The organism is Mycobacterium sp. NGS33, from assembly GCF_059812885.1.
In genome coordinates, this window is record NZ_JCALDN010000004.1 from 161,057 (window position 1) to 186,024 (window position 24,968).

The following is a 24,968-nucleotide window of genomic DNA, read 5'->3' on the forward strand; positions in this document are numbered from 1 at the left end:
GAATTGGGGATTTGAGCGGCGCTTTCGCCTGGCAATCGGTGGTTTGCCCGCCAAAGGGGGCCGGATCGGCCCGAAATCGCCGTCCGAGCCCGTTTCGGCGGCCCGCGACGGGGATCTCGGGTGGGGCAGGCCGGCCCCTTGGCCGGACCCAATCGGGTCTTCGGCGGCCGGCACCAGGGACGTGTGTGGCGGCGTCGCGGGCACTGTCCGTAGCCTGACGGTCATGCGACTAGGGCGAGCGGGACGGTCGGTTCGGCGCGGGTTCGCCGCGCTGTGCGCCCTCGTGCTGGTGACGAGCGGGTGCGCGCGCTTCAATGACGCACAATCGCAACCGTTCACCACCGCGCCCGAACTCAAGCCGCAACCCAGCTCGACGCCTCCCCCGCCGCCGCCGCTGCCGCCCACGCCGTTCCCCAAGGCCTGCCCCGCCCCCGGCGTGATGCAGGGCTGCCTGGAGAGCACCAGCGGCCTGATCATGGGTCCGGACAGCAAAACCGCGCTGGTCGCCGAGCGCACCACCGGGGCGGTCAAGGAGATCGCGGTCAACGCCGAGCCGAAGGTGAAGACGGTGATCCCGGTCGACCCGTCCGGCGACGGCGGCCTGATGGACATCGTCATGTCGCCGACCTACACCCAGGACCGCCTGATGTACGCCTACATCAGCACGCCCACCGACAATCGGGTGATCCGGGTGGCCGACGGTGACATCCCCAAGGACATCCTGACCGGGATTCCCAAGGGCGCCACCGGAAACACCGGGGCATTGATCTTCACCAGCCCCACCACGCTGGTCGTGATGACCGGCGACGCGGGCAATCCGGCGCTGGCCGCCGATCCCAAGTCGCTGGCCGGCAAGGTGCTGCGGATCGAGCAGCCCACCACCGTGGGCCAGGCGCCGCCGACGACGGCGCTGTCCGGCGTGGGCGCCGGCGGCGGCCTGTGCACCGACCCCGTCGACGGCTCGCTCTACGTCGCCGACCGCACCCCGACGGCGGATCGGTTGCAGCGCATCACCAAAACGTCCGACGTCTCGACGGTGTGGACCTGGCCGGACAAGCCCGGCGTGGCCGGCTGCGCGGCGATGGACGGGACCGTGCTGGTCAACCTGATCAACACCAAGCTGACGGTCGCGGTCCGGCTGGCGCCGGCCACCGGCGCGGTCACCGGTGAACCCGACGTCGTCCGCAAGGACACCCACGCGCACGCCTGGGCGCTGCGCATGTCACCGGATGGAAACGTCTGGGGCGCAACGGTCAACAAGACGGCCGGGGATGCCGAGAAGCTGGACGACGTGGTGTTCCCGCTCTTCCCGCAGGGCGGCGGGTTCCCGCGCAACAGCGACGACAAGAGCTAGATCGGCGCCACTGCGCCGAGTGTGAACTCACGACGCCGTACCGGCGTGTCGCGTCGTGGAATGCACCGTCGGCAGCGGCCGGCGGCTAGCCCTGGCCGCAGGCGGCCAACACCAGTTCGCGCACCCGGGCGGCGTCGGCCTGGCCGCGGGTTGCCTTCATCACCGCGCCGACGATCGCGCCGGCCGCGGCCACCTTGCCGCCGCGAATCTTTTCTGCCACATCGGGATTGGCGGCCAGCGCCTCGTCGACGGCCGCCTGGGTCACCGAGTCGTCGCGCACCAGCGCCAGACCGCGGGCGGTCATCACCTCTTCGGGCTCGCCCTCCCCGGCCAGCACGCCCTCGACGACCTGACGGGCCAGCTTGGTCGACAGCTTGCCCTCGTCGACCAGGGCCACCACGGCGGCGACCTGGGCGGGGGTGATGGCCAGCTCGTCCAGCGCCACGTTGGCCTCGTTGGCCTTCTGCATCAGGAAGTTTCCCCACCAGGCGCGGGCCTGCTCGCTGGACGCGCCGTGTGCGATGGTCGCGGTGACCAAATCGATCGCCCCGGCGTTGACCAGGTCGCGCATCACCTCGTCGGAGATTCCCCATTCGTCCTGAATCCGCTTGCGGCTCAACCAGGGCAGCTCGGGGATGGTCGCGCGCAGCTGCTCGACCAGTTCGCGGCTGGGCGCGACGGGCTCCAGGTCCGGCTCGGGGAAATACCGGTAGTCCTCGGCCGTTTCCTTGGTGCGGCCCGGGCTCGTGTACCCGCCGGCCTCGTGAAAGTGCCTGGTTTCCTGGATGATTCGACCCCCCGAGGCCAGAACCGCGCCCTGGCGCTGCATTTCGTAGCGCACCGCCACCTCGACGCTTTTGAGTGAGTTGACGTTCTTGGTCTCGGTCCGGGTGCCGAACTCGGTCGCACCGGTGGGTTTGAGCGACACATTGGAATCACAACGCATGGAGCCCTGGTCCATGCGGACATCGGATACCCCCAAGGCGCGCAACAGGTCTCGCAACGCCGTGACGTAGGCGCGGGCGATCTGCGGCGCCCGGGCCCCGGCGCCCTCGATGGGCTTGGTGACGATTTCGATCAGCGGCACACCGGCGCGGTTGTAGTCGATCAGCGACGTGGTCGCGCCGTGGATGCGGCCCGTTTCGCTGCCGATGTGGGTGAGCTTGCCGGTGTCTTCCTCCATGTGCGCGCGCTCGATCTCGACGCGCCAGGTGGTGCCGTCGTCCAGCGGCGCCTCCAGATAGCCGTTGATGGCGATCGGCTCGTCGTACTGCGAAATCTGGTAGTTCTTCGGCTGGTCGGGGTAGAAGTAGTTCTTCCGGGCGAAGCGGCACCACGGCACGATCTCGCAGTTCAGCGCCAGCCCGATGCGAATGGCCGACTCGACCGCGCTCTGGTTGAGCACGGGCAGCGAGCCGGGCAGGCCCAGGCACACCGGACACACCTGGGTGTTGGGTTCGGCGCCGAAAGCGGTGGTGCAACCGCAGAACATCTTGGTGACAGTGGACAATTCCACGTGTACCTCGAGGCCGAGTACCGGATCGAAACGCGCGATGACGTCGTCGAAGTCCATCAGATCGGCGCTGGCGGCAACACTCATGCGCTCGATCCTAGTGGTGATCGCGAGCGCGGCGGAGCCGGGCGAAGCGGGTCACCACCCCGACGGTCTAGTGGTGATCGCGAGCGCGGCGGAGCCGGGCGAAGCGGGTCACCACCCCGACGGTCTAGTGGTGATCGCGAGCGCGGCGGAGCCGGGCGAAGCGGGTCACCACCCGACGGTCTAGTGGTGGACGCGAAGGGGCTCCCCTCCCCTGCCCGGGAACATCTCGGCCAGCACGGCCGCCATCTGCAGATAACTGCGCCGGCTCTCCTTGCTCAACCGGTCCAGCGCGATCTTTCGTCCATCGTGCACGTGGCGATCGAACGGCAGCACCACCGTGGCGCCGACGCGGGCGGACAACCGGTCGAGTTCGGTGACGGCCACGCCGTCGACCTTGGCCGGCTCGACGTGGTTGATGGCCAGCACCGTCCACTGCATCAAGGACTGATAACCGTTGTGGCACAACCACTCCAGCGTCGCCCGGGTTTTACGTACCGCATCGATGGCGGGGCTGGTGACCACGACCAGGGCGCGCGATTCCGGCAGAACCGCGTCCATCACAGCATAATTGAGCGTTTTGACGCAGTCGACCAGCACCACCGAATACTGGTTTCGCAGCATCGAGAAGGCCCGCAGCATGTCGTGGCGCTCCAGGCGCCAGTCGCTGTCCGGCAGCCCCAGCACTTCCAGCCCGAAGCCGTTCATGTACGTCAGCGCGCGGATGTCCTCGTACTGCGGCGCGGGGTTGCCGCGCAGCAGGTCGGCGATGCTGTGCGGGCTGTGCTGACCGTGGCGCTCCGCCAGGTCCCCGGCGTCGATATCGAGGGCGAGCACCCGGTCATCGCGCACCGCCGCGAACGTCGACCCGAGCGCCTCCACCACGGTGGTCTTACCGACCCCGCCCTTGAGGTTGAGCACGGCGATCGGGAAGGCGCCGCCGACGGTGGCGCGGATGCGCTGCCGCAGCTCGTTCTCGTACGCCGTGTTCTTGCCCGGGCCAAGTTCGATGCCCGTCACGCGATGCAGCAACTGTCGCCAATCGAACCTGTTGGCGGCGGTGTCGTGCGTGTCGAAGCGGTCCAGCGCCGTCGCCCCCAGCATCGGTTCGGGACGCGCCGGCGCCGGCCGGGGCGGTGGCCGCAGGGGCAAGGGCAGGGGTGGCGGCGGTCCGGTCGGCTGGCGATGCGGTCCGCGGGACTGCGGCACGGTGGCCGCCGCGGAGTCGGCGCCGGCGCGGCGCCTGGGCGGCGGGCCCGGCCTATGGTTCGGCGGAACCGGTGGTCCCCCCGCTGCTGCGGATTGCTGAACGACTCCGCGAATCGCACCGCGGTGGCTCATACCCCCGGTATAACCCCTGAGGACCGGTCCGGAAACCACCAAAATGCGGCGATCGCGAACCACTCGGATCATTGGCGGGCAAATTCAGGCCGCGGCTCACTGAGATCCACCGGATGTTCGCCCAGCGGGGGCGTCTAACCGAAGAAGGCCGCGGCGTCGTCGTAGCGGCTATCGGGGACCAGCTTGAGCTGGCGCACCGCGTCGGCCAGCGGAACCCGGCCGATATCCTGCCCGCGCAACGACACCATCTGCCCGTATTCCCCCGCGTGCGCGGCGTCGGCCGCGTTCACCCCGAACCGCGTGGCCAGCACCCGGTCGTAGGCCGTCGGCGTGCCGCCGCGCTGGACGTGACCCAGCACGGTCACCCGGACGTCCTTGTTGATCCGCTTCTCCACCTCGGCGCCGAGCTGGGCGGCCACGCCGGTGAACTTCTCGTGGCCGAATTCGTCAATCCCGCCCTCCCGCAACGCGATCGAACCGGGGATGGGCTTGGCGCCCTCGGCGACAACGCAGATGAAGTGCGAATCTCCGCGCTGGAAGCGCCTTTTCACGAGCCGGCAGACCTCTTCGACGTCGAAGGGCTGCTCGGGAATCAGGGTCATGTGCGCGCCCGAAGCCAGGCCGGCGTTCAGCGCGATCCAGCCGGCGTGGCGGCCCATCACCTCGACCAGCATCACCCGCTGGTGCGATTCGGCGGTGCTGTGCAGCCGGTCGATCGCGTCGGTGGCGACGGTCAACGCGGTGTCGTGGCCGAAAGTCACGTCGGTGCAATCGATGTCGTTGTCGATGGTCTTGGGGACACCGACCACCGGCACGTTCTCCTCCGAGAGCCAGTGCGCGGCCGTGAGCGTGCCCTCCCCGCCGATGGGAATCAGGACGTCGATCCCGTTGTCGTCGAGGGTCTGCTTGATCTGGTTGAGCCCGGCCCGCAATTTGTCGGGGTGCACCCGGGCGGTGCCCAGCATGGTTCCACCCTTGGCCAACAGACGGTCGTTGCGGTCGTCGTTCTGCAGCTGAATGCGCCGGTTCTCCAGCAATCCGCGCCAGCCGTCCTGGAATCCGACCACCGACGAGCCGTACCGGGAGTCGCAGGTTCGCACCACTGCCCGGATGACCGCGTTGAGCCCGGGGCAGTCGCCGCCTCCGGTGAGCACTCCGATCCGCATGATCTCATCTTGCCTGGGCCGGCGGGGTTATGGCGCGATTAGCCCGCGACAGCCCGCTAGACGGTGGGCGCCGCGGGCAGCGGCCCCCGGGCCGCCTCGTAGGCGGCGCCGACCCGGTAGAGCCGATCGTCAGCCAGCGCGGGCGCCATGATCTGCAGGCCGACGGGCAGCTCGTCATCCGGCGACAGACCGGCCGGCACCGACATGCCGCAGTGTCCGGCCAGATTCAGCGGCAGCGTGCACAGGTCGAACAGATACATCGCCAGCGGATCGTCGACCTTCTCGCCCAGCCGGAACGCCGTGGTCGGGGTCGCGGGCGACACCACAACGTCCACCGAGCGGTAGGCCTCGTCCAGGTCGCGGGCGATCAGGGTGCGCACCTTCTGGGCCTGGTTGTAGTACGCGTCGTAATAACCGGCCGACAGCGCGTACGTGCCGATCATGATGCGGCGCTTGACCTCCGGCCCGAAGCCGGCGGCCCGCGTCAACGCCATCACCTCCTCGGCGCTGTGGCTGCCGTCGTCGCCGACGCGCAACCCGTAACGCATCGCGTCGAAGCGGGCCAGGTTGCTCGACACCTCCGACGGCAGGATCAGGTAGTAGGCCGCCAGCGCGTACTCGAAGTGCGGGCAGTCGACCTCGCTCACGTCGGCGCCCAGGGCGGTCAGCTGCTCGACGGCGGCCCCGAAAGCGCTCAGCACGCCGGGCTGATAGCCCTCGCCGCGCAGCTGCTTGACCACCCCGACGCGCACGCCCTTGAGGTCGCCGGCCGCGCCGGCCCGCGCAGCGCCCACGACGTCGGGCACCGCCGCGTCCACCGACGTGGAGTCGCGGGGGTCGTGCCCGGCGATCACCTGATGCAGCAGCGCGGTGTCGAGCACCGTTCGCGCGCACGGCCCGCCCTGATCCAGCGACGACGCGCACGCCACCAGGCCGTAGCGCGACACCGTGCCGTAGGTCGGCTTGACGCCCACCGTCGCGGTGAGCGCGGCGGGCTGCCGGATGGACCCGCCGGTGTCGGATCCGATCGCCAGCGGCGCCTGGAACGCGGCCAACGCCGCCGCGCTGCCGCCGCCGGAGCCGCCCGGCACCCGGTCGACATCCCAGGGGTTGCGGGTGGGCCCGAAGGCGGAGTTCTCCGTCGAGCTGCCCATCGCGAACTCGTCCATGTTGGTCTTGCCCAAGATCGGGATCCCGGCGGCGCGCAGCCGCGAGGTGACGGTGGCGTCGTAGGGCGAACGCCAGCCCTCGAGGATTGTGGACCCGCAGGTGGTCGGCATGTCGACGGTGGTGAAGACGTCCTTGAGCGCCAGCGGGACACCGGCCAGCGGGGACGGCAACCGCTCCCCGGCGGCCACCGCCTCGTCGACCGCCGCCGCCGCGCCCAGCGCCTCGTCGGCCGCCACGTGCAGGAAGGCGTGGTAGCGCTCGTCGGTCGCGGCGATCTGGTCCAGGCATGCCTGGGTGACCTCGACCGAAGACACCTCTTTGGCGGCGATGCGGGCGGCCAGCGTGGCGGCGTCGGAGCGGACGATGTCGTTCACTCGCTGTCCCCCAGGATCTGCGGGACGCCGAAGCGGCCGTCGACGGCTTCGGGCGCCTCGGCCAGCGCCTCGGCCTGGGTGAGGCAGGGGGCCGGCTCGTCCGGGCGGGTGACGTTGACGTCCTTGAGCGGGTTGTCGGTGGCCTCGACGCCGGTGACGTCCACCGCCTGGACCTGGCTGACATGGGTAAGGATCGCGCCGAGCTGGCCGGCGAAGCTGTCGAGTTCGCTGTCGGTCAGCGCCAGCCGGGACAGCCGGGCCAGGTGCGCTACCTCGTCGCGGGAGATCTGGGACACGATCCGAAAGCCTAGCCGCGGGCGCGGGGCCCGCTGCACGCCGTTGCCGATCGCGCGGCCGGATCGAGCCGAAATGCCAGCGACACATCCTTATGTCACAGTGTTGGCCGTGCCCTCCTATCTGTTGCGCATCGAGCTCGTCGACCGGCCAGGCAGCCTGGGGTCGCTAGCGGTCGCGCTCGGTTCGGTGGGAGCCGACATCCTGTCGCTCGACGTCGTGGAACGCAGCGCGGGCTACGCGACCGACGACCTGGTGATCGAACTGCCGCCGGGGGCCATGCCGGACAGGCTGATCACCGCGGCCGAGTCCCTGTCCGGTGTCCGGGTGGACAGCGTGCGCCCGCACACCGGCCTGCTGGAGGCGCACCGCGAGCTGGAGCTGCTCGACCACGTCGCGGCGGCCGATGGCAACGCGGCGCGACTGCGAGTTCTGGCCAACGAGGCGCCCAAGGTGCTGCGCGTCAGTTGGTGCACGGTGCTGCGCAGTTCGGGCGGCGCGCTCGAGCGCCTGGCCGGCAGTCCGGGCGCCCCGGAGACCAAGGCGGACTCGGCGCCCTGGCTGCCGATCGAGCGGGCGGTGACGCTGGACAGCAGCGCCGAATGGGTGCCCAAGGCATGGCGCGATATGGACGTCACGATGGTCGCGGCCCCGCTGGGTGACCCGCACACCGCGGTGGTGCTCGGCCGCCCCGGCCCGGAATTCCGGCCCTCGGAGGTGGCCCGGTTGGGCTACCTCGCCGGGATCGTCGCCACCATGCTGCGCTAGCGCGACGGGTTGACTTGAGCCTGTAGCGAGAGCGAATTTCCTTTATGCCCCAGTATGTTTGGGCTTCGATGCATCACCGGCATGACGGGTGCCGCATCAAGTTAGTTGGTTGTCGGTGGCGGTTGGGGGTTGGGGTTGGAAGGGTGTGTACCACCGCCAGTCGGCGCGTTACGGCCCCACCGCGGGCGAGGGTTTAGTCGGGGGCGCGCCAGGCTCGGCCCTCGGCCGGCGTCGTCGCTGACCACAAGTGCGCCTGCGGGTCCGGTGATGGTGATGGCGCCACGATGGCGCAGCCGGTGATGATAAGGGCACAACAGCACCAGGTTGACCAACTCGTGGGCCCACCATCTTCCCGGTGCCGAAAACGCGGGAACTCGCCAGCCGTCCGGCGATGGCGGTGAGCGTGTGCGCGTTCGCCGGCGAGCAGGCCGTCTTCCCGAGCCACCAACGCCGGCACCGACCGCGCGCCGGTCACCCCACAGAGCGCGTCGCGATCGATCTCGGCCACGATCTCCACGATGCGCCCATCAATCGCATTACGCCGCCCGGCCAACTCCGCCAACTCCTCGAACAACACCTCAAGACGCTCACCAGGACCCACCATCACAGCGCCAACAGATGCGGTCGAAGACATGGCCCCGTCATCGCAGCCACCACCGACAAAAACGGGCCCCCGAGCCCCAGCCCGCGGCAGTTACCACAAATCCCGGTGCCTTAACCAAGTCCGGTCGTGCCAGGTCGGCGCGCGACGGGAATTTCCATCGAGTTACGTTCGGCTACAACAGCTTTCGCTTGGTCAACGATGCGCGGAGAGTTCCCCCGTGGCATCGGGTAGACGACGTTTCAAGGCGGCGATTCTGAGTAGCTGGATGGTTAAGTTCGTGGCTCCCAGCATGGGGAAAAGCCCGATATATATCCGAAGGGATTTGATGCTGTGCAGTTCAATAGTACTGAACACAATAAAACATCCGATAGTGAAAACAGCGGCCGGGATCGAGTAAGCGATAAGGGAGCTGCGATCGGCGATGATTTGTGTCGCAAATTCTAATTCTTGTTCTGACATCGGTTCGCCTTTACGTAATTTCCTCAGAACTTTTCTGATACCACCGACTTCTTCACCAACCGGCACAGGTGGTCGCTCGAGGAGTCGCTTCACGAAAGTGAAGACGCAGGCGGCGAACACCAACTCGGCCACGCCGGCTAGCACCGCCAGATAACCAAACAGGCCCAAATTTGTTCACTCCTTCATCGACCAAGACACCGTGGGGTCGCCGACGAACCGCTTGTCGCGCCCTTTCAGGCGTGGGAACGCCTTGCATTTGAAGGCGATTCGGATGTCGCTACGGGGTCTCCGTCTTCCCAGAGCAGCAGTTGTCGAACCGCTTGGCGTGACCCGTACGGGCGGAGCATCGTGCTGGCCGGGCGGGGTCTCACGCGTTGGGGCCACCAGAACCAGCGCCCGAGCAGCGCTGCGACGGACGGCGTCATGAATGAACGCACGATCAGGGTATCGAACAGCAGACCCAAGGCGATCGTGGTCCCGATTTGACCCAGCACCAGCAGGGAGGCGGACACGAAGGAGGCCATGGTGAAGGCGAACACCAGGCCGGCGGAGGTCACCACAGCCCCGCTGCCTGCCATGGCCCGGATAATGCCCGTATTCAGGCCGGCATGGATCTCTTCCTTGAACCGAGAGATCAACAGGAGGTTATAGTCGGATCCCACCGCTAGCAGGATGATCACCGAGAGCGCCAGGCAGATCCAGTAGAGCTTGATACCGAGGATGTCCTGCCAGACCAGAACGGAAAGCCCGAAAGAAGCGCCCAGCGAAAGCGCTACCGTGCCCACAATGACGATCGCTGCGACCAGACTTCGGGTAATGATCACCATGATGAGCAGAATGAGGCTCAACGCGGCTATTCCGGCGATCATGAGATCGTATTTGGCACCGTCGGCTATGTCCTTATAGGTTGCGGCCGTGCCGGCGAGATAGATGTTGGAATCCCCCAAGGGGGTGTTCTTCACAGCCTGCTTGGCCGCGTTCCTGATCGGTTCGATGTGCGAGATACCTTCAGGGGTCGCGGGATCACCCTCGTGGGAGATGATCATGCGCGCCGCCTTCCCGTCCGGCGAGAGAAATAATTTCAGGCCCCTTTTGAACTCGGGGTTGTTGAAAGCCTCGGGCGGCAGGTAGAAGGAATCGTCATTTTTGGCGGCGTCATACGCCTGACCCAGGGCCGTCGCGGTGTCGGTACTTGCCTTCGCCTGCTCGTTGATCCCCAAGTTGGTGGCGTAGTTGGACAGCGTGAGGCCGAGGTTCTTCTCCTGGTCGGCGATCTGAGGCGGTAACAGGGTCACCAATTTCTGCTGGCCCGCATCCAACTTGTCCAAGCTCGCGGTGAGCTTTTCAAACTGCGCACTGAGCTGATCGATACCGTCGAGCGCATCGAAGACAGATCTGAACGCGAAGCAGGCCGGAATGTCGAAGCAGTGTTTTTCCCAATAGAAATAACTGCGTACCGGCCTGAAAAAGTCGTCGAAATTCGCGATCTTATCCCGCAGGTCATTGATGATGGCGATCGTGTCGTGAAAGCTTTGGGTCTCGTCGTGCGTCGAGGCGGCGAGTTGTTTTTGCAGCCCGTACTGCTGGTTCAGAATCCCGATCGTATCTTTGAGATTGTCGGCCTGTTTCAACAAATCCTGGGCGCGCTCTTTCTGGTAGTGCAGGTTCTCGATGTTGCCGATGCTGCCCGCGCTGATCTGAAATGCCAACGAGGTGTGCTCGATCGGGGTCCCCAAGGGTCTGGTCATGGACTGGACTTGGGAGATGCCGGGCAGGTGGGCGATCGCTTTGGCAACCCTTTCCAGATTGATCATGTCGGCAGGATTACGCATATCGTGGTCGGTTTCGATCATCAACAATTCGGGGTTGAGCCGGGCCTGAGAAAAATGCCGCTCCGCGGCCGCATACCCCGTATTGGCCGGGGCGCTGGCTGGCATGTAGGCCCGAGCGTCATAGTTTGTCTTATATCCGGGCAAAGCGAGCAAACCGATGAGGGCGACCCCGGTCGCCACCACCAGGATGGGTCCGGGCCAGCGAACGATTGCGGTGCCGATGCGCCGCCAGCCCCGGGTCGCCAGCTGGCGTTTCGGATCGAACAGCCCGAAAAGGCTGCCAACGGTAATCACGGCTGGAGTCAGGCTGAGCGCGGCCGCCAGTGCGACCCCGATACCGATTGCGGCGGGAATGCCCAGGCTTTGGAAATAATTGAGCCTGGTAAAGCGCAGGCAGAGCACCGCACCGGCGACGGTCAGACCGGAACCCAGTACCACGTGGGTCGTCCCGCGATACATGGTGTAGTAGGCGGTTTCGCGGTTCTGCCCGTCGTGCCGCGCCTCGTGGTAGCGGCCGACAAAGAAGATCGCGTAGTCGGTGCCGGCGGCGATGACGAGCAAGGTGAGTAGATTCGTCGCATACGTCGAAAGCCCGATCAACCCGATGCTTCCCAGAAACGCGACAATACCCCTGGCGGCCGCCATTTCGACGATGACCGTGACCAGCACGAAAACCGCTGTGACGGAACGGTAGACCCATAACAACATCGCCAAGATCACCAACACGGTGACCACGGTGACCTTGAAGATGCCGTTGCTGCCTACTTCGAACTGATCGGTGACCAGCGGCGCCGCGCCGGTCACGTAGGCCTTCACCCCCCGTGGTGGGGGCGTGTGCGCCACGATCTGGCGGATGGCGTCGACCGACGCGTTGGCCAATGCATCGCCCTGGTTGCCGGCAAGATACACCTGCACGTAGGCGGCCTTGCCGTCCTTGCTTTGCGAGCCTGCCGCCGTCAGCGGATCCCCCCAGAAATCCTGGACGTGCTCCACGTGCTTGGTGTCGTGCTCGAGCTTGCGGACCAGAACGTCGTAAAACCGGTGGGCGTCATCGCCTAGGGGCTTGTCGCCTTCAAGGACGATCATGGCCGCACTGTCGGAATCGAACTCGTGAAACACCTTGCCTATGTGTTGCATCGCCTGAAACGACGGCGCATCCGGGGTGTTCAGAGAGACGTTGTGCGCTTTGGCCACGTCCTCCAAATTCGGTACGGCGATATTGGAGATAGCCGCCAGACCCACCCACAGCAGCAGGATAGGCACCGCAAACCGACGAATACCTTGCGCTACGGCGGACCTCGGGGCGTGATCGTCGCTCATGCGGACTTCACCAGGCAGAAGGTATAGGCGTTCACTTGGTTGACGATCCTTTCGTCCTTGACGTCACCATCCACCGTGATGCGGCAGCCCAGGGAATCGCTATTGCCCTGCGCGACAAGGTTGCTGAAGGCTCCGGGCTGTGTCGTCACCATAGTCAGCGACCACGGCAGGGGCGCGTTCAACACTTGCTGCGGCTGCACATTGATGTCAACATAATTGATGGTCGCCACCGCTCCAGCGTCACCAAAAACCTCAAGGGTGATGTGCTTGGGACTGAACGGTTCGGTCTGATCGGAGATACCACCGGCAGCCGACGTGTTGTTGTGCGAGCCGAAGTTCCCGTGGAGCCGGAACACGCAGAACCCCGCGACAGCCACCACCACCACGGCGACGATCACCATCCACCCGCGTCTAACCAGGGATGTTATCGAAAAGCCTTTCACCCGTTAGCCTTTCGAGTATCGGGCGACAGAACCACGCCCGGGGCCGGGCGTGGTTGCCAAAACATCATAAGCGTCGTCAACAGGTAAGACAGTACGGTACGGGACCGTACCCGTACAAGAGACGCGCGCGTATATATTTTTCAACAGGCGGCTATCCCCGAATGCCGGCTTAACTACCCGGTGCGCCTGGTCAGGCCCGGGATGAGAAACCCGTCGACGAACTCCTGCACGGTGCGACGAGTCGGCGGCCGACTTTGAACGATCGACCGAAAGATGAGATAGCCGGGCAACAGGTCCCACAGTTCGTCGGTGATGACGTCCTCGGCGATCTCGCCCCGGTCCACCGCCTGGTGCAGCAGGTGCTGGATCACGGCTTTGCGCTGGTCGAGGAATTGATGCTGCATCGCCTCGTTGAGCGCCGGGTGGCGCGACACCTCGACCATGACCGCGCGGATGGTGCTGGCGTGGCGCCCACTCTCCTGGCTGATCGTCTCCCCCAGGCTCAGCAGGTCGCCGCGCAGCGAGCCGGTATTCGGCGGGACGGCCACCTGGCGGACGCCTTCGGTGAAGGCGGCCAGCACCAGTTCGGCCTTGGAGGGCCAGCGCCGGTAGACCGTGGCTTTGCTGGCGCGCGCGGCGGCAGCCACCGCGTCCACCGTCAGGTGGTCATAGCCGTGTTCCTGCAGCAACGCCAGCGTCACGGCCAGTATCTCGGCCTCGCGCGGCGACCACGGTGATGCGTGCTCGCACCGATCGGCCGTCTGGGTCATAGAGCCCACGATAGAGCCGCTCGGGCGATGCGGACCAATTTCGGTGCAGTCGGGCCCGACGGATGTCGCGTCAGCGCGAGGGCATCATCGCGCGTTCGATGTCGGCGAGCAGGTCGTCGGTGTCCTCGATACCCAGTGAGATGCGCGCGAAGCCGTCGGCGACCGGGTCTCCCCAGCGCGCCCGGCGGTCCACCGAGGTGTGCAGGCCCCCGAAACTGGTGGAGGCGATCAGCAGTTCGCTGCGGTCCACCAGGGCGTGCACCGCGGCCGCATCGGCCAATTCGACCGACACCAGCGCCCCGAATCGGCGCATCTGCGCCATGGCCACCGGATGCGCCGGGTCGTCGGCCAAACCCGGATATCGCACCGCCCGCACCGCGGGGTGACGGGCCAGCATGGTCGCCACCGCCCGGGCGTTCTGGCATTGGCGTTCGAAGCGCAATCCGGCAGTTCCCATGCTGCGCAACAGAAGCCACGCCTCGAACCCGCCCAGCACCGCACCGGCGAGCAGCCTGTGCCGCTCCACTCCGGCGAGCAGCTCCGGCTGGTTGCTGGCGACGTAGCCGGCCAGCAGGTCGCCGTGACCGGACAGGGCCTTCGTCGCGCTGGCCACCACTGCGTCGGCGCCCAAGGACAGCGGCTGCTGACCCAACGGCGTCGCGGCGGTGTTGTCGACGACCAACCGCGCGTCGCGGCCCCGGCAGACGGTGGCCAGCCGGTGCAGATCGATCACGTCCAGCGCCGGGTTGGTGGGCGTCTCGGCCAGCACCACGTCGGCCTGGGCGGCCGCGTCATAGATCTGCGCGCTCGACGCCTCGATGACCGTCACGCCCGCGGGCACCAGGTCCTCGCGGGCGTAGCGGCGCACCTGGTAGTAGCCGTCGGCCGGCACCACCACCGTCGCTCCGGGCGTCGCCAGCGTGCGTAGCACGGCGGTGATGGCCGCCATGCCCGAGCCGAACACCAGCGCCCCGCCGGCCGCCTCGAGCTCGGCGAGTGCGGATTCCAGTTGCCGCCAGGTCGGATTGGAGCCGCGGCCGTAGCTGTCCAGCGCGGCCGTTTCGTCGCCGGACAGGTGGTAGGTGGCGGCCAGCACCGCCTGCGGTGCCACCGGCTGTCCCGAAACGGCTTGCCCGTCAATGGCTTTGAGGCTGCGGGTGGAATCCCCGTACCGACCGGTCATGCTCCGTCGGCCGGTGTTTCTGTCGGCCCCTCGGCCAGCAGTTTCCGGAAGCCGTCCTCGTCGAGGACGGGCACCCCCAGCTCGATCGCGTTGTCGTACTTGGAACCCGGCGAATCGCCGGCCACGACGTAATCGGTCTTCTTCGACACCGAGCCGGCGGCCTTGCCCCCGCGGACCAGGATCGCCTCCTTGGCGTCGTCGCGGGAGAAGCCGGCCAGCGACCCGGTGACCACCACCGTCAGCCCCTCCAGGGTGCGCGGCACGCTGGTGTCGCGCTCGTCGGCCATCCGCACGCCGGCGGCCCGCCACTTCTCGACGATCGCGCGGTGCCAGTCGACGGTGAACCACTCGGTGAGCGCCGCCGCGATCGTCGGCCCGACGCCTTCCACCGCGGCCAGCCGCTCGGTGGATGCCGACATGATCGCGTCCAGGTCACCGAACTCGGTCGCCAGGGCCCGCGCGGCCGTCGGCCCGACATGCCGGATCGACAACGCCACCAGCACCCGCCACAGCGCCACCGCCTTGGCCTTGTCCAAATTGTCCAGCAGCCGTTTGCCGTTCGCGGACAGGGAACCGGCCTTGGTCCGGAACAGCTCGGTGCGCAGCAGGTCGTCCTCGGTGAGGGTGAACAGATCACCCTCGTCGGCGATCACGCCGGCCTTGAGCAGCGCAATGGCCGCCTCGTAGCCGAGGCCCTCGATGTCGAACGCGCCGCGCCCGGCGACGTGGAACACCCGCTCCCGCAACTGCGCCGGGCACGACCGGGCGTTGGGACAGCGGATGTCGGCGTCACCCTCCTTGGCCGGCGCCAGCGGGGTGCCGCACTCGGGACATGTGGTGGGCATGTCGAATTCGCGTTCGGAGCCGTCGCGCAGGTCGACGACGGGGCCGAGCACCTCCGGGATCACGTCGCCGGCCTTGCGGATCATCACCGTGTCGCCGATCAGCACGCCCTTGCGCTTGACCTCGGCGGCGTTGTGCAGGGTGGCCAGCCCCACCGTCGACCCCGCCACCTTCACCGGTGTCATGAACGCGAACGGTGTGACGCGCCCGGTGCGCCCGACGTTGACGCGGATGTCGAGCAGCTTGGTCTGCGCTTCCTGCGGCGGGTACTTGTACGCGACGGCCCATCGCGGCGCGCGCGAGGTGGTCCCCAGTCGGCGCTGCAGGGCGACGTCGTCGACTTTGACCACCACACCGTCGATTTCGTGCTCGAGCTCGTAGCGGTGCTCACCCCAGTAGGCGATCCGCTCCTCCACGGCGGCCAGGCCCCGCACCCGCGCGGTCTGCGCGGCCACCGGCAGGCCCCAGGCGCTCAGCGCGGCGTAGGCCTCGTGCTGGCTGGTGGGCGCGAACCCCTCGGTGCGACCGATGCCGTGACAGATCATCCGCAGCTTGCGCCGGGCGGTCACGGCCGGGTTTTTCTGGCGCAGCGAGCCGGCGGCGCTGTTGCGCGGATTGGCGAACGGCGCCTTGCCGTCCTCGACCAGACTGGCGTTGAGCGCTTCGAAATCGGCGAGCAGGAAGAACACCTCGCCGCGCACCTCGAGCAGGGCCGGAACCGGGAAGTCCTTGGCCGCCGACAGCCGCTCGGGGACATCGTCGATGGTGCGCGCGTTGAGCGTCACGTCCTCACCGACCCGGCCGTCGCCGCGAGTCGCGGCCCGCTCCAACCGGCCGTCCCGATACACCAGCGACAGGGCCACGCCGTCGATCTTGAGTTCGCACAGGTAATGCGGCTCGGCGCCGACCTCGTTCTCGACGCGGTTGCTCCACGCCACCAGCTCGTCGCGATCGAAGACGTCGTCGAGGCTCAACATCCGTTCCAGGTGCGCCGCCTCGGCGAACTCGGTGGCAAACCCCGCGCCGCCGACCAGCTGCGTCGGGGAATCGGGCACCCGGAGCTCCGGATGCCGCTCCTCCAACGCCAGGAGTTCGTTAAACAGCGTGTCGAACTCCGCGTCCGAAATGATCGGCGCGTCCTTGATGTAGTAGCGGAACTGGTGTTCACGGACGGTCTCGGCCAGGTCCTGCCACTGCCGGCGCACCTCGGGGGTGACCGAATCAGCTTCTGCTGAGCTCACCTTGGCAGGCTATCCGAGGACACCGACCCAAAACCCCGGCGCGCTCAGTCCTGGACGTAAGACCGCAACCGGTCGAGCGCGGCATCCCACCGGCGGGACAGTTGGCTCAGGTAGTCGCTGGCCGACGCCAGCGGCTGGGTCTGCACCGCCACACGCGCTCGCGGCCGCGTCGACGGCGCCCGTCATACCCGGGCGCGCAACCGTTTGATTGCCTATCCAATGGCGTCGGGGTCCTCCGCGAACATCTCGGCCGCCTTGCGGGCGAGCTCGATCGCGATGCGGGCCCACTCCGGCGTGGCGCGGGCCAGGCCGCACGCGGGCGTGACGCCGATGCGCCCGCGCAGCGCCGAGCGGGCGAAGCCGAGGCGATCGGTCACGGCGACCACCGCGGCGGCCGTCTCCTCCGCCGACGGGCGGCGCGGCGGGGGCTCGACGCCGACCACCCCCAGCACGACGGTGCGGCCCGCCTCCACGAACCCGGCGATGCCGTCCAGGTCCGCGGCGCTCAGCGCGCCCGCGTCCACCGAAACGGCGCTAAATGCGCTGCGCTGCATCAGGTCCCACGGGATACCCCGGGCGCAGCAGTGCAGCAGCACCTCGCCTCCGACCGTTTGGGCGCAGCCGTCGAGCAGGCCGGCGGCCACCTCCTCGTCGAGCGGCGCCACCGGGCTCAGCGAGGTGACCCCACTGAGCCGGCCGCCCAGCGCCGTGGGCAGCGACGGCTCGTCGAACTGGACCACCACCTCCGCCTCGAGCCGGCGGGCCATCCCCGCCCGATGCGCGGCAACCCCCTCGGCCAGCGACGCCGCCAGGTCGCGCAGCGCCCCGGCGTCGGTGATCGCCCGGTGCCCGTTGGCCAGCTCGATCTCGGCGGCCAGCGTGATCGGGCCCGGCGCCTGCACCTTCACCACCCGGCCGTCGTTGCGCAGGCCGGCGGCTTCCCACGCCTCCTCCAGCGCGTCCATGTCCTCGTCGAGCAGGCTGATCGCGCGGCGGGTCACCGCCCCCGGCCGGGCGGCGAGCCGGTAGCCGCGCGGCACCGTGTCGATGGCCACGTCGACCAGCAGCGCGCCGGCCCGGCCGAGCATGTCGGCACCCACCCCGCGGGCCGGCAGTTCGACGATGTGGGCCAGCGCGCCCGCCAGTTCACCCACCACGACTTCGGCGGCTTCCCGCGCGGCGAGCCCGGGCCACGATCCGACACCGCTGGCCGTGGCGAACCGAGGGGCGAAAACACTCACCCGGCAACCGTATTCGACGTCGCAGCACTCACCGGTCGCCAGGGGTCTGTGTGCGGGCGGTCCGCGCGGGTAGGTTCGACGCAAAAGGGGTGCGTAAGGGTGTCTCAGAAGCCGAAATCAGCGTGGCTACCGCTGTTGTGCGCGGCGGTGGCGCTGGTGGCGTCGTGCACCCGGGTGGTGGACGGCGCGGCCCTGGCGGGTTCCGGCGCGAACCGCCGGGTGGTGCAGGGCGTCGACGTCGACGCGATCCTGCTGGACCAGTCGCGGATGCGCACGATCACCGGCGCCGGCGAGCATCTGACCATCATCCCGTCGATGGACGGCACCAGCCCGGTCGACGTCGACGCGCTCGCGGAGACCGCGCCGCGCGAGTGCCGGTTCATCTACGCCGAGACGGCCACGTTCGGCCGCGATCTCGAGGCCTTCCACAAGACGACCTTTCAGGACCCGCCCGACGGCGCGCTGATCTCCGAGGGCGCCGCGGCCTATCGCGACGCCGACGCCGCCCGGCGCGCCTTCGGCGCCCTGGTGGGCACCGTCGGCGACTGCGCGAACGGCTCGAGCGGACAGCTCTACGTCGGCGACTGGAACGCCGACGCCACCACGCTGCGCCTGCGGCCGGGGGGATGCGGCCGCGACTACCGGATCCTGTCGGTGGCCATGCTGGAGGTCACCTTCTGCGGCTTCGCGCAATCGGTGTCCGACATCGTGATGACGAACATCTCCGCGAACATGCCGCGGTGATCAGCGCGCGGTGCCCGCGATGGTGGCGCTGCCGAGCACCTCGTCACCCTCGGGATCGCGGCGATAGAGCACCAGCGTCTGGCCGCGGGCCACACCGCGCATCGGGGCGCGCAGTCGCACGACCAGCTCGCCGTGGACCAGTTCGGCTATCGCGTCGGCGGTTTCGCCGTGCGCGCGCACCTGAACCGCACACTCCAGCGGGCCCGACGGCGCGACGCCCGACGTGAAGATTGGTGTGCGACCTACCATTTCGCGGATCTCGAGATCGGCCGCCTCGCCCACCCGCACCGTGGCGGTCTCGGCGTCGATCGCGGTGACGTAGCGCGGTCGGCCGTCGGGTCCCGGTCCGGCGATGCCGAGACCCTTGCGCTGGCCGACGGTGAACTCGTGCACGCCGTCGTGCTCGGCCAGCACCGTGCCGTCCGCATTGACCACGGCCCCGCGGCGCACGCCGATGCGCTCGCCCAGGAACGCGCGGGTGTTGCCCGAGGGGATGAAGCAGATGTCGTGGCTGTCCGGCTTGTCGGCGACGGTCAGCCCGCGTCGCGCGGCCTCGGCCCGGATCTGCGGCTTGGGGGTGTCCCCGATCGGGAACGCCGCGCGCCGCAGCTGCTCGGCGCTCAAGACGGCCAGCACGTAGGACTGGTCTTTGTCGATGTCGACGGCGCGGCGCAGCCGGCCGCCAGAGAGCCGGGCGTAATGGCCGGTGGCCACCGTATCGAAGCCCAGCGCAACGGCTTTGGCCGACAGGGCCGAGAACTTGATCTTCTGATTGCACACCACGCATGGGTTGGGCGTTTCGCCGCGCGCATACGACGACACGAATTCGTCGATCACGTCGGACTTGAACCTCTCCGCGAAATCCCATACGTAGAACGGGATTCCGAGCACATCGGCGACCCGGCGCGCATCGGAGGCGTCCTCCTTCGAGCAACACCCCCGGGAGCCGGTGCGCAGGGTGCCGGGAGCGCTGGACAGCGCCAGATGCACGCCAACCACGTCGTGTCCGGCGTCGACCATCCGGGCGGCGGCGACCGACGAGTCGACGCCACCGCTCATCGCGGCAAGCACTTTCACTTAGGACGCCCCCGCGGCGGCCAGCGCGGCCCGACGGGCGCGGTCCACCGCGCCCGGCAGCACCCGCAGCACTGCGTCGACGTCGGCATCGGAACTGGTGTGCCCCAACGACAGTCGCAACGACCCCCGGGCGGTGGCCGCGTCGGCGCCCATCGCGATCAGCACGTGGGAGGGCTGCGCGACACCGGCGGTGCATGCCGATCCGGTCGAACACTCGATTCCGTTGGCGTCCAGCAACATCAACAACGCGTCGCCCTCGCAGCCGCGGAAGGTGAAGTGCGCGTTGCCGGGAAGCCGCTGCGGGTCGCGGGCCCCGTTGAGGGTGACGTCCTCGATGGCGCCCAGCACACCGGCGACCAGCCGGTCGCGCAACGCCCGCAGCCGGGCGCTGTTGGCCTCGAGGCCGTCGACCGAGATCCGGGCCGCGGCCGCCATTCCGACCGCGCCGGCGACATCGGCGGTGCCCGAACGGATGTCGCGCTCCTGCCCGCCCCCGTGCGCCAGCGGCACACACGCCACGTCGCGGCGCAGCAGCAGCGCACCGACGGCGGACGGGCCGCCGAACTTGTGCGCGGTCACGCTCATCGCCGACAGGCCGCTGGCGGCGAAGTCGACCGGCAGCTGCCCCACCGCCTGCACGGCGTCGCTGTGCATCGGGACCCCGAATTCGGCCGCCACGGCGGCCAGTTCGGCGGCCGGCATGACGGTGCCGACCTCGTTGTTCGCCCACATCACCGAGACGAGCGCGACGTCGTCGTGGCGGGTGAGCACCTCGCGCAGCGCCGCGGCCGGCACCGACCCGTCGGCGGCGGTGGGCAGCCAGGTGACCTCGGCGCCCTCGTGCTCGACGAGCCAGTGCACCGAGTCCAGCACGGCGTGGTGTTCCACCGCACTGGTGACGATGCGCCGGTGCCGCGGCTCGGCGTCGCGGCGGGCCCAGTAGATGCCCTTGACCGCCAGGTTGTCGCTCTCGGTACCGCCGGCGGTGAAGATGACCTCCGACGGTCGCGCGCCGAGCCTGTCGGCGATCAGCTCCCGGGACTCCTCGATGCGGCGCCGCGCCGCCCGGCCGCTGGTGTGCAGCGAGGACGCGTTGCCGACCGTGCCGAGCACAGCCGTCATCGCCTCGACGGCGGCGGGGTGCATCGGGGTGGTGGCGGCGTGATCGAGGTAGACCATGACGCGAACCACGATACCGGCCCGCCCGGTTGCTCAGGCCACCAGCACGTGCCCGTGACCAGCGCGCCGGGCGGTTCCGCCGCCCACCGCGGACTGGCAGCGGCCGGCCAGCGCGCGCCGGTCGGTCCCCGGGAGCTGCAGAGACTCGACGTGCACCCGCGCCAGCGTGCGCGGCACGATCAGCAGCCGGCGAATGGAGCTCAGCAGGGTCTCGTCGCCGACGAAGGCCGGCACCGTCGAGGGGCTGCCGTCGACGTGGTGATAGGTCAGCCGCACGGGCTGCACCGGGCGGCCGGCATCGATCGCCGCCTGGAACATCGCCGGGTAGAAGGCGCCCCGGTCCAGACCGCACCACGTGGTGCCCTCCGGGAAGGCCACCACCGTGTGACCGGCGCGCAGCCGGCGCGCGACGGCGTCGACCACCCCGGGCAGCCGCCGCAGGCTGGACCGCTCGATCGGGATGATCTTCAAAATGCGGGCAACCAGCCCGGTCGCGCGGCCGGTGAACATGTCGGCGCGCGCGACGAACGACCCGGGCAGCACCGAGCCGACGGCGAAGACGTCGAGCCACGACATGTGCGGGCTCACCACCAGCACCCCGCGCAGATTGCGAATCGGGTTGCCGGTCACGGTGATTCGCACACCCAGGCAGCGCAGCACCGCGCGGCAATAGATGCGCTGCGCGCGGGTGCGGCCCGGCAGCGGTACCGCCAGCAGCGGCAGCCCCGGCGCGAGCAGCAGCGCCAGCAGGAGGCGCAGGGTGACCCGCAGCGCCACCCGCAGCCGGCGCGGGGTCAGCGCGTCGCCCGCGCCCACGCAGCCCGCATCGCACGAGGCGCGCGGCAGCCAGGGGTGGCCGGTGCCCGCCGGGGCGTTCATCGCGGGCCGCCGGGCATTTCCGATGCCGCCGACACCGACCGGAGCCGTTTGAGATATCGGGTGTCGGCGTGCGCCTTGTCCAGCAGGACGCAGAAATCGCCGACGCCGAAGTCGGGGTCGTGCGCGGGTTCGCCGCACACCTGGGCACCCAGCCGCAGGTATCCGCGCATCAGCGCCGGAACCGACGGCCGCGCCGGCGGCGCGATGTCGTCGATCCCCGTCCCGTCGACGACCACCGGCCGGTGCGGGTAGACGCGGTATTGCGGCGGCGCGGCGTGGCGGCTCAGGACGAAGTCGCGGGCGCCGCGCAGCTGGCTGCCCGGCGCCTGACCGTCGTCGTCGCCGCCGATGGGGACCGATACGCAGCCGGTGACGTAGTCGTAGCCGTAGCGGTCCAGGTAGGCCAGGATGCCCGCCCACATCAGCAGCACGACGCCGCCGTTGCGATGCCCGTCGCGCACCACGGCGCGTCCCATCTCCACCAGGGAGGGCCGCAGCGGGTCCAGCGCGCGGATGTCGAACTCGGTGGCGGTGTAGAGGCCCCCGGCCGCAATGGCGCCGGCCGGGGCCAGCATGCGGTAGCAGCCGACCAGCTCGCCGGTGTCGTCGTCGCGGACCAGCAGGTGGTCGCAGAACTCGTCGAACCGGTCGACATCGCGCTCGTCCCGGCCGGCCGGCAGTGCGAACCCGGGCGTGCTGCTGAACACGTCGGACCGGAGTCGCTGCGCCGCCTCGATCATGCCGGGGTCGGTGGACAGCAACAGGGAGTAGCGCGGCGCGGCCGGCGAGCCGGCCCCCGTCCCGCGCGGCGTATCGCTGGGTATGAGGACTGAAGCAATGCTCATGGGACCCAACGTGGCGTAGTCGATGAGCTAGTCGGCATCGCCGCTGTGACGTGTCGGTGCACGTGAGATGACGAACTGTCGCGGCATCGACGCCACCACCGGCCGGCGGAGGTGGTGGCGGGGTTCGCCATCCGCTAGCGCGGGCGCTAGCGGATCCTGCGTTCGGTTCATGGTCTGGAGACGGTGCCGGTGTGACAGGAGTGGACGGTGGTACGAAAAAGCCCCCGGCACCGCGGTGCCGGGGGCTTTCGAGGCCGAGTGACTCAGCCCTTGCGTGCCTTGATCGCCTCGGTCAGCTGCGGGGCCACCTTGAACAGGTCGCCCACCACGCCGTAGTCGGCGATCTCGAAGATGGGCGCCTCTTCGTCCTTGTTGACCGCGATGATGGTCTTGGACGTCTGCATGCCCGCGCGGTGCTGGATGGCACCGGAGATGCCCAGCGCGATGTAGAGCTGCGGCGACACCGTCTTACCGGTCTGGCCCACCTGGAACTGGCCCGGGTAGTAGCCGGAGTCGACCGCAGCGCGCGAGGCACCGACGGCCGCACCCAGCGAGTCGGCCAGCTCCTCGACGACGCTGAAGTTCTCCGCGCTGCCGACACCGCGACCACCGGAGACCACGATGGTGGCCTCGGTCAGTTCCGGGCGGTCGCCGGCGACCGCGGGCTCGCGGGCGGTGATCTTGGTGGCGTTCTCGGCGGGGGCCGGCACCTCGACGGTGACCTGTTCGCCGGCACCGGCCTGCGGCTCGGCGTCGATCGCGCCGGCGCGCACGGTGATCACCGGGGTGTCGCCGTTGGCCTGCGCCTCCACGGTGAACGCGCCACCGAAGATGGAGTAGGTCGCCTTGTTGCCTTCGTGGACGTCGACCACGTCGACCAGCAGGCCGGAGCCGATGCGGGCCGCGAGCCGGCCGGCGATCTCCTTGCCGTCGGCGTTGGCCGACAGGATCACCGCGGCCGGCGAGTTGGACTCGGCGAGCGAGGCCAGCACGTCGACCACCGGGGTGATCAGGTACTTGTCGACGTCGTCGGACTCGGCGACGTAGATCTTGGCGGCGCCGGCCTCCTTGAGACCGTCGACCAGGGGCGCGGCGGTCCCGGGCGCGCCGACCACGACGGCGGCGGGCTCGCCCAGCGCGCGGGCGGCGGTGATCAGTTCGGAGGTGACCTTCTTCAGCGCACCTTCTGTGTGCTCGACGAGCACCAGTACTTCAGCCATGGGTTATTTGCTCTTTCGTGTGTCCGGAGGTGTCTGGTGCTAGATGATCTTCTGGCCGACCAGGTACTTGGCGATCTCGTTGCCGCCCTCGCCCTCGTCGGTGACCTTCTCGCCCGCGGTCTTCGGCGGCTTGGGCGTCGACGACAGCACGGTCGAACCGGCGTTCTGAAGCCCGACCTCGTCGGCCTCGACCCCGATCTCGGCGAGGGTCAGCACCGTGACCTCTTTCTTCTTGGCGGCCATGATGCCCTTGAAGGAGGGGAAGCGCGGCTCGTTGATCTTCTCGGTGACGCTGACCACCGCGGGCAGCGTGGCCTCGAGGGTGAACACGCCCTCGTCGGTCTCCCTCTCCCCGGTGACCTTGTCCCCCTCGATGGAGAGCTTGCGCACGTGCGTGAGCTGCGGCAGGCCCAGGTACTCGGCGATGACGGCCGGCACGGCGCCGCCGGTCCCGTCGGTGGCCTCGTTGCCGGCGATGACCAGCTCGGTGCCCTCGATGGTGCCCAGCGCACGCGCCAGGGCCCAGCCGGTCTGGACCACGTCGGAACCGTGCAGTCCGTCGTCCTTGAGGTGGACGGCCTTGTCGGCGCCCATCGACAGCGCCTTGCGGATGGCCTCGGTGGCGCGCTCGGGACCGGCGGTCAGCACGGTCACCGACCCCTCGCCGCCCTCGCGCTCGCGGATCTGCAGCGCCTCTTCGACCGCGCGCTCGTTGATCTCGTCCAGCACCGCGTCGGCGGCCTCACGGTCCAACGTGAAATCGCCGTCGGAGAGCTTGCGCTCCGACCAGGTGTCTGGGACCTGCTTGATCAGGACCACGATGTTCGTCATGAGTGTGGTTCGTCCTCCTCGAAGGGGGCTCGCAGCAATCGACTACGAAACCTCGGTACGCGTTTTTCGCAACGCACGGCCGTGTTACTACCCGGTAACTTTGTGCGGTATGCATTCACACCATAGCTGGTCGTAGTGCACGTTCTCGCAGCCCGTCCGGCGCCTCACAACCGGGGGCTCACGTCCCCGGTTC

Annotated in this window: 22 protein-coding genes and 2 pseudogenes; 4 read left to right on the forward strand and 20 right to left on the reverse strand. The window is 68.7% G+C overall.

What is annotated here, in order from left to right:
* The first annotated feature begins 223 nt into the window (after positions 1–223).
* Positions 224–1,354 (forward strand): PQQ-dependent sugar dehydrogenase, encoded by a 1,131-nt coding sequence (locus tag AC5Y5B_RS10985; RefSeq protein WP_112633917.1) that lies wholly within the window; start codon positions 224–226, stop codon positions 1,352–1,354.
* Positions 1,355–1,439: 85 nt separating this feature from the next.
* Here the strand turns inward: AC5Y5B_RS10985 and gatB are convergent, their stop codons facing one another.
* The gene (gatB, locus tag AC5Y5B_RS10990) at positions 1,440–2,954 is read right to left on the reverse strand and encodes an Asp-tRNA(Asn)/Glu-tRNA(Gln) amidotransferase subunit GatB (protein WP_112633918.1); all 1,515 of its coding nucleotides are present in this window, start codon (positions 2,952–2,954) and stop codon (positions 1,440–1,442) included.
* Between gatB and AC5Y5B_RS10995 the strand changes: the two genes are divergently transcribed.
* Positions 2,953–3,138 (forward strand): 2-isopropylmalate synthase, encoded by a 186-nt coding sequence (locus AC5Y5B_RS10995; protein WP_500005343.1) that lies wholly within the window; start codon positions 2,953–2,955, stop codon positions 3,136–3,138. The two genes, gatB and AC5Y5B_RS10995, sit on opposite strands and share 2 nt — an antisense overlap.
* On the opposite strand, the gene AC5Y5B_RS11000 is transcribed toward AC5Y5B_RS10995, so the two are convergent.
* The 4 genes from AC5Y5B_RS11000 to gatC form a co-directional block, all read right to left on the reverse strand.
* The gene (locus AC5Y5B_RS11000; RefSeq protein WP_500005344.1) at positions 3,135–4,160 is read right to left on the reverse strand and encodes a MinD/ParA family ATP-binding protein; all 1,026 of its coding nucleotides are present in this window, start codon (positions 4,158–4,160) and stop codon (positions 3,135–3,137) included. The two genes, AC5Y5B_RS10995 and AC5Y5B_RS11000, sit on opposite strands and share 4 nt — an antisense overlap.
* Positions 4,161–4,426: 266 nt before the next feature.
* Positions 4,427–5,458, reverse strand: coding sequence for an ATP-dependent 6-phosphofructokinase (locus AC5Y5B_RS11005; protein ID WP_112633920.1), 1,032 nt, complete (start codon positions 5,456–5,458; stop codon positions 4,427–4,429).
* A gap of 56 nt (positions 5,459–5,514) precedes the next feature.
* Positions 5,515–7,002 carry an Asp-tRNA(Asn)/Glu-tRNA(Gln) amidotransferase subunit GatA gene (gene gatA / locus AC5Y5B_RS11010; protein ID WP_500005345.1) on the reverse strand — a complete coding sequence of 496 codons (1,488 nt, stop codon included), beginning with the start codon at positions 7,000–7,002 and terminating at the stop codon, positions 5,515–5,517.
* Positions 6,999–7,298, reverse strand: coding sequence for an Asp-tRNA(Asn)/Glu-tRNA(Gln) amidotransferase subunit GatC (gatC, locus tag AC5Y5B_RS11015; protein WP_112633922.1), 300 nt, complete (start codon positions 7,296–7,298; stop codon positions 6,999–7,001). Before gatC ends, gatA begins: the two co-directional genes overlap by 4 nt.
* 109 nt (positions 7,299–7,407) lie before the next feature.
* Here gatC and AC5Y5B_RS11020 point away from each other — a divergent pair, with 109 nt between their 5' ends.
* Entirely contained in the window at positions 7,408–8,064 is a 657-nt protein-coding gene (locus AC5Y5B_RS11020) for an ACT domain-containing protein (RefSeq protein WP_500005346.1), read from the forward strand.
* Between the two features lie 378 nt (positions 8,065–8,442).
* Here the strand turns inward: AC5Y5B_RS11020 and AC5Y5B_RS11025 are convergent.
* The 9 genes and pseudogenes from AC5Y5B_RS11025 to AC5Y5B_RS11065 form a co-directional block, all read right to left on the reverse strand.
* Positions 8,443–8,698: pseudogene (locus AC5Y5B_RS11025) on the reverse strand (DUF222 domain-containing protein); the annotation flags it as partial.
* Between the two features lie 162 nt (positions 8,699–8,860).
* Complete coding sequence (locus tag AC5Y5B_RS11030) at positions 8,861–9,295, reverse strand: hypothetical protein (protein WP_500005347.1); 435 nt, start codon at positions 9,293–9,295, stop codon at positions 8,861–8,863.
* Between the two features lie 65 nt (positions 9,296–9,360).
* A complete protein-coding gene (locus tag AC5Y5B_RS11035) occupies positions 9,361–12,279 on the reverse strand; it encodes an MMPL/RND family transporter (protein WP_112633924.1) in 2,919 nt (972 codons plus the stop codon).
* Complete coding sequence (locus AC5Y5B_RS11040) at positions 12,276–12,722, reverse strand: MmpS family transport accessory protein (protein ID WP_205869147.1); 447 nt, start codon at positions 12,720–12,722, stop codon at positions 12,276–12,278. The genes AC5Y5B_RS11035 and AC5Y5B_RS11040 overlap by 4 nt, the downstream gene beginning before the upstream one ends.
* Before the next feature lie 173 nt (positions 12,723–12,895).
* Positions 12,896–13,492 carry a TetR/AcrR family transcriptional regulator gene (locus tag AC5Y5B_RS11045; RefSeq protein ID WP_112633926.1) on the reverse strand — a complete coding sequence of 199 codons (597 nt, stop codon included), beginning with the start codon at positions 13,490–13,492 and terminating at the stop codon, positions 12,896–12,898.
* A gap of 70 nt (positions 13,493–13,562) precedes the next feature.
* On the reverse strand, positions 13,563–14,675 hold the full coding sequence (locus tag AC5Y5B_RS11050; RefSeq protein WP_500005348.1) for a cystathionine gamma-lyase: 1,113 nt from the start codon (positions 14,673–14,675) through the stop codon (positions 13,563–13,565).
* The gene (gene ligA / locus AC5Y5B_RS11055; protein WP_500005349.1) at positions 14,672–16,759 is read right to left on the reverse strand and encodes an NAD-dependent DNA ligase LigA; all 2,088 of its coding nucleotides are present in this window, start codon (positions 16,757–16,759) and stop codon (positions 14,672–14,674) included. The genes AC5Y5B_RS11050 and ligA overlap by 4 nt, the downstream gene beginning before the upstream one ends.
* A gap of 44 nt (positions 16,760–16,803) precedes the next feature.
* A pseudogene (locus tag AC5Y5B_RS11060) lies at positions 16,804–16,931 on the reverse strand (transcriptional regulator); the annotation flags it as partial.
* 40 nt (positions 16,932–16,971) lie between these two features.
* Entirely contained in the window at positions 16,972–18,000 is a 1,029-nt protein-coding gene (locus AC5Y5B_RS11065) for a uroporphyrinogen decarboxylase/cobalamine-independent methonine synthase family protein (protein WP_500005350.1), read from the reverse strand.
* Between the two features lie 99 nt (positions 18,001–18,099).
* Here AC5Y5B_RS11065 and AC5Y5B_RS11070 point away from each other — a divergent pair, with 99 nt between their 5' ends.
* The gene (locus AC5Y5B_RS11070) at positions 18,100–18,744 is read left to right on the forward strand and encodes a sensor domain-containing protein (RefSeq protein ID WP_500005351.1); all 645 of its coding nucleotides are present in this window, start codon (positions 18,100–18,102) and stop codon (positions 18,742–18,744) included.
* Here the strand turns inward: AC5Y5B_RS11070 and mnmA are convergent, their stop codons facing one another.
* The 6 genes from mnmA to AC5Y5B_RS11100 form a co-directional block, all read right to left on the reverse strand.
* Positions 18,745–19,821: a tRNA 2-thiouridine(34) synthase MnmA gene (gene mnmA / locus AC5Y5B_RS11075; RefSeq protein ID WP_500005352.1), complete on the reverse strand. Its 1,077-nt coding sequence runs from the start codon at positions 19,819–19,821 to the stop codon at positions 18,745–18,747. It abuts the gene before it with no gap.
* A complete protein-coding gene (locus AC5Y5B_RS11080) occupies positions 19,822–21,000 on the reverse strand; it encodes a cysteine desulfurase family protein (RefSeq protein WP_112635786.1) in 1,179 nt (392 codons plus the stop codon).
* A gap of 33 nt (positions 21,001–21,033) precedes the next feature.
* Positions 21,034–21,879 carry a lysophospholipid acyltransferase family protein gene (locus AC5Y5B_RS11085; protein WP_289176363.1) on the reverse strand — a complete coding sequence of 282 codons (846 nt, stop codon included), beginning with the start codon at positions 21,877–21,879 and terminating at the stop codon, positions 21,034–21,036.
* Positions 21,876–22,724 (reverse strand): GNAT family N-acetyltransferase, encoded by an 849-nt coding sequence (locus AC5Y5B_RS11090; protein WP_500005353.1) that lies wholly within the window; start codon positions 22,722–22,724, stop codon positions 21,876–21,878. Before AC5Y5B_RS11090 ends, AC5Y5B_RS11085 begins: the two co-directional genes overlap by 4 nt.
* A gap of 263 nt (positions 22,725–22,987) precedes the next feature.
* On the reverse strand, positions 22,988–23,944 hold the full coding sequence (locus AC5Y5B_RS11095; protein WP_112634937.1) for an electron transfer flavoprotein subunit alpha/FixB family protein: 957 nt from the start codon (positions 23,942–23,944) through the stop codon (positions 22,988–22,990).
* Positions 23,945–23,983: 39 nt separating this feature from the next.
* The gene (locus tag AC5Y5B_RS11100; RefSeq protein WP_112634936.1) at positions 23,984–24,775 is read right to left on the reverse strand and encodes an electron transfer flavoprotein subunit beta/FixA family protein; all 792 of its coding nucleotides are present in this window, start codon (positions 24,773–24,775) and stop codon (positions 23,984–23,986) included.
* Positions 24,776–24,968 lie beyond the last annotated feature (193 nt).

Coding starts and splice junctions, on each gene's coding strand:
- AC5Y5B_RS10985 (WP_112633917.1), top strand. CDS start 224: ATGCGACTAGGGCGAGCGGGACGGTCGGTTCGGCGCGGGTTCGCCGCG.
- AC5Y5B_RS11005 (WP_112633920.1), bottom strand. CDS start 5,458: ATGCGGATCGGAGTGCTCACCGGAGGCGGCGACTGCCCCGGGCTCAAC.
- AC5Y5B_RS11085 (WP_289176363.1), bottom strand. CDS start 21,879: ATGAACGCCCCGGCGGGCACCGGCCACCCCTGGCTGCCGCGCGCCTCG.
- AC5Y5B_RS11090 (WP_500005353.1), bottom strand. CDS start 22,724: ATGAGCATTGCTTCAGTCCTCATACCCAGCGATACGCCGCGCGGGACG.
- AC5Y5B_RS11095 (WP_112634937.1), bottom strand. CDS start 23,944: ATGGCTGAAGTACTGGTGCTCGTCGAGCACACAGAAGGTGCGCTGAAG.
- gatB (WP_112633918.1), bottom strand. CDS start 2,954: ATGAGTGTTGCCGCCAGCGCCGATCTGATGGACTTCGACGACGTCATC.
- AC5Y5B_RS11035 (WP_112633924.1), bottom strand. CDS start 12,279: ATGAGCGACGATCACGCCCCGAGGTCCGCCGTAGCGCAAGGTATTCGT.
- AC5Y5B_RS10995 (WP_500005343.1), top strand. CDS start 2,953: ATGCGCTCGATCCTAGTGGTGATCGCGAGCGCGGCGGAGCCGGGCGAA.
- AC5Y5B_RS11045 (WP_112633926.1), bottom strand. CDS start 13,492: ATGACCCAGACGGCCGATCGGTGCGAGCACGCATCACCGTGGTCGCCG.
- AC5Y5B_RS11080 (WP_112635786.1), bottom strand. CDS start 21,000: ATGGTCTACCTCGATCACGCCGCCACCACCCCGATGCACCCCGCCGCC.
- AC5Y5B_RS11050 (WP_500005348.1), bottom strand. CDS start 14,675: ATGACCGGTCGGTACGGGGATTCCACCCGCAGCCTCAAAGCCATTGAC.
- AC5Y5B_RS11100 (WP_112634936.1), bottom strand. CDS start 24,775: ATGACGAACATCGTGGTCCTGATCAAGCAGGTCCCAGACACCTGGTCG.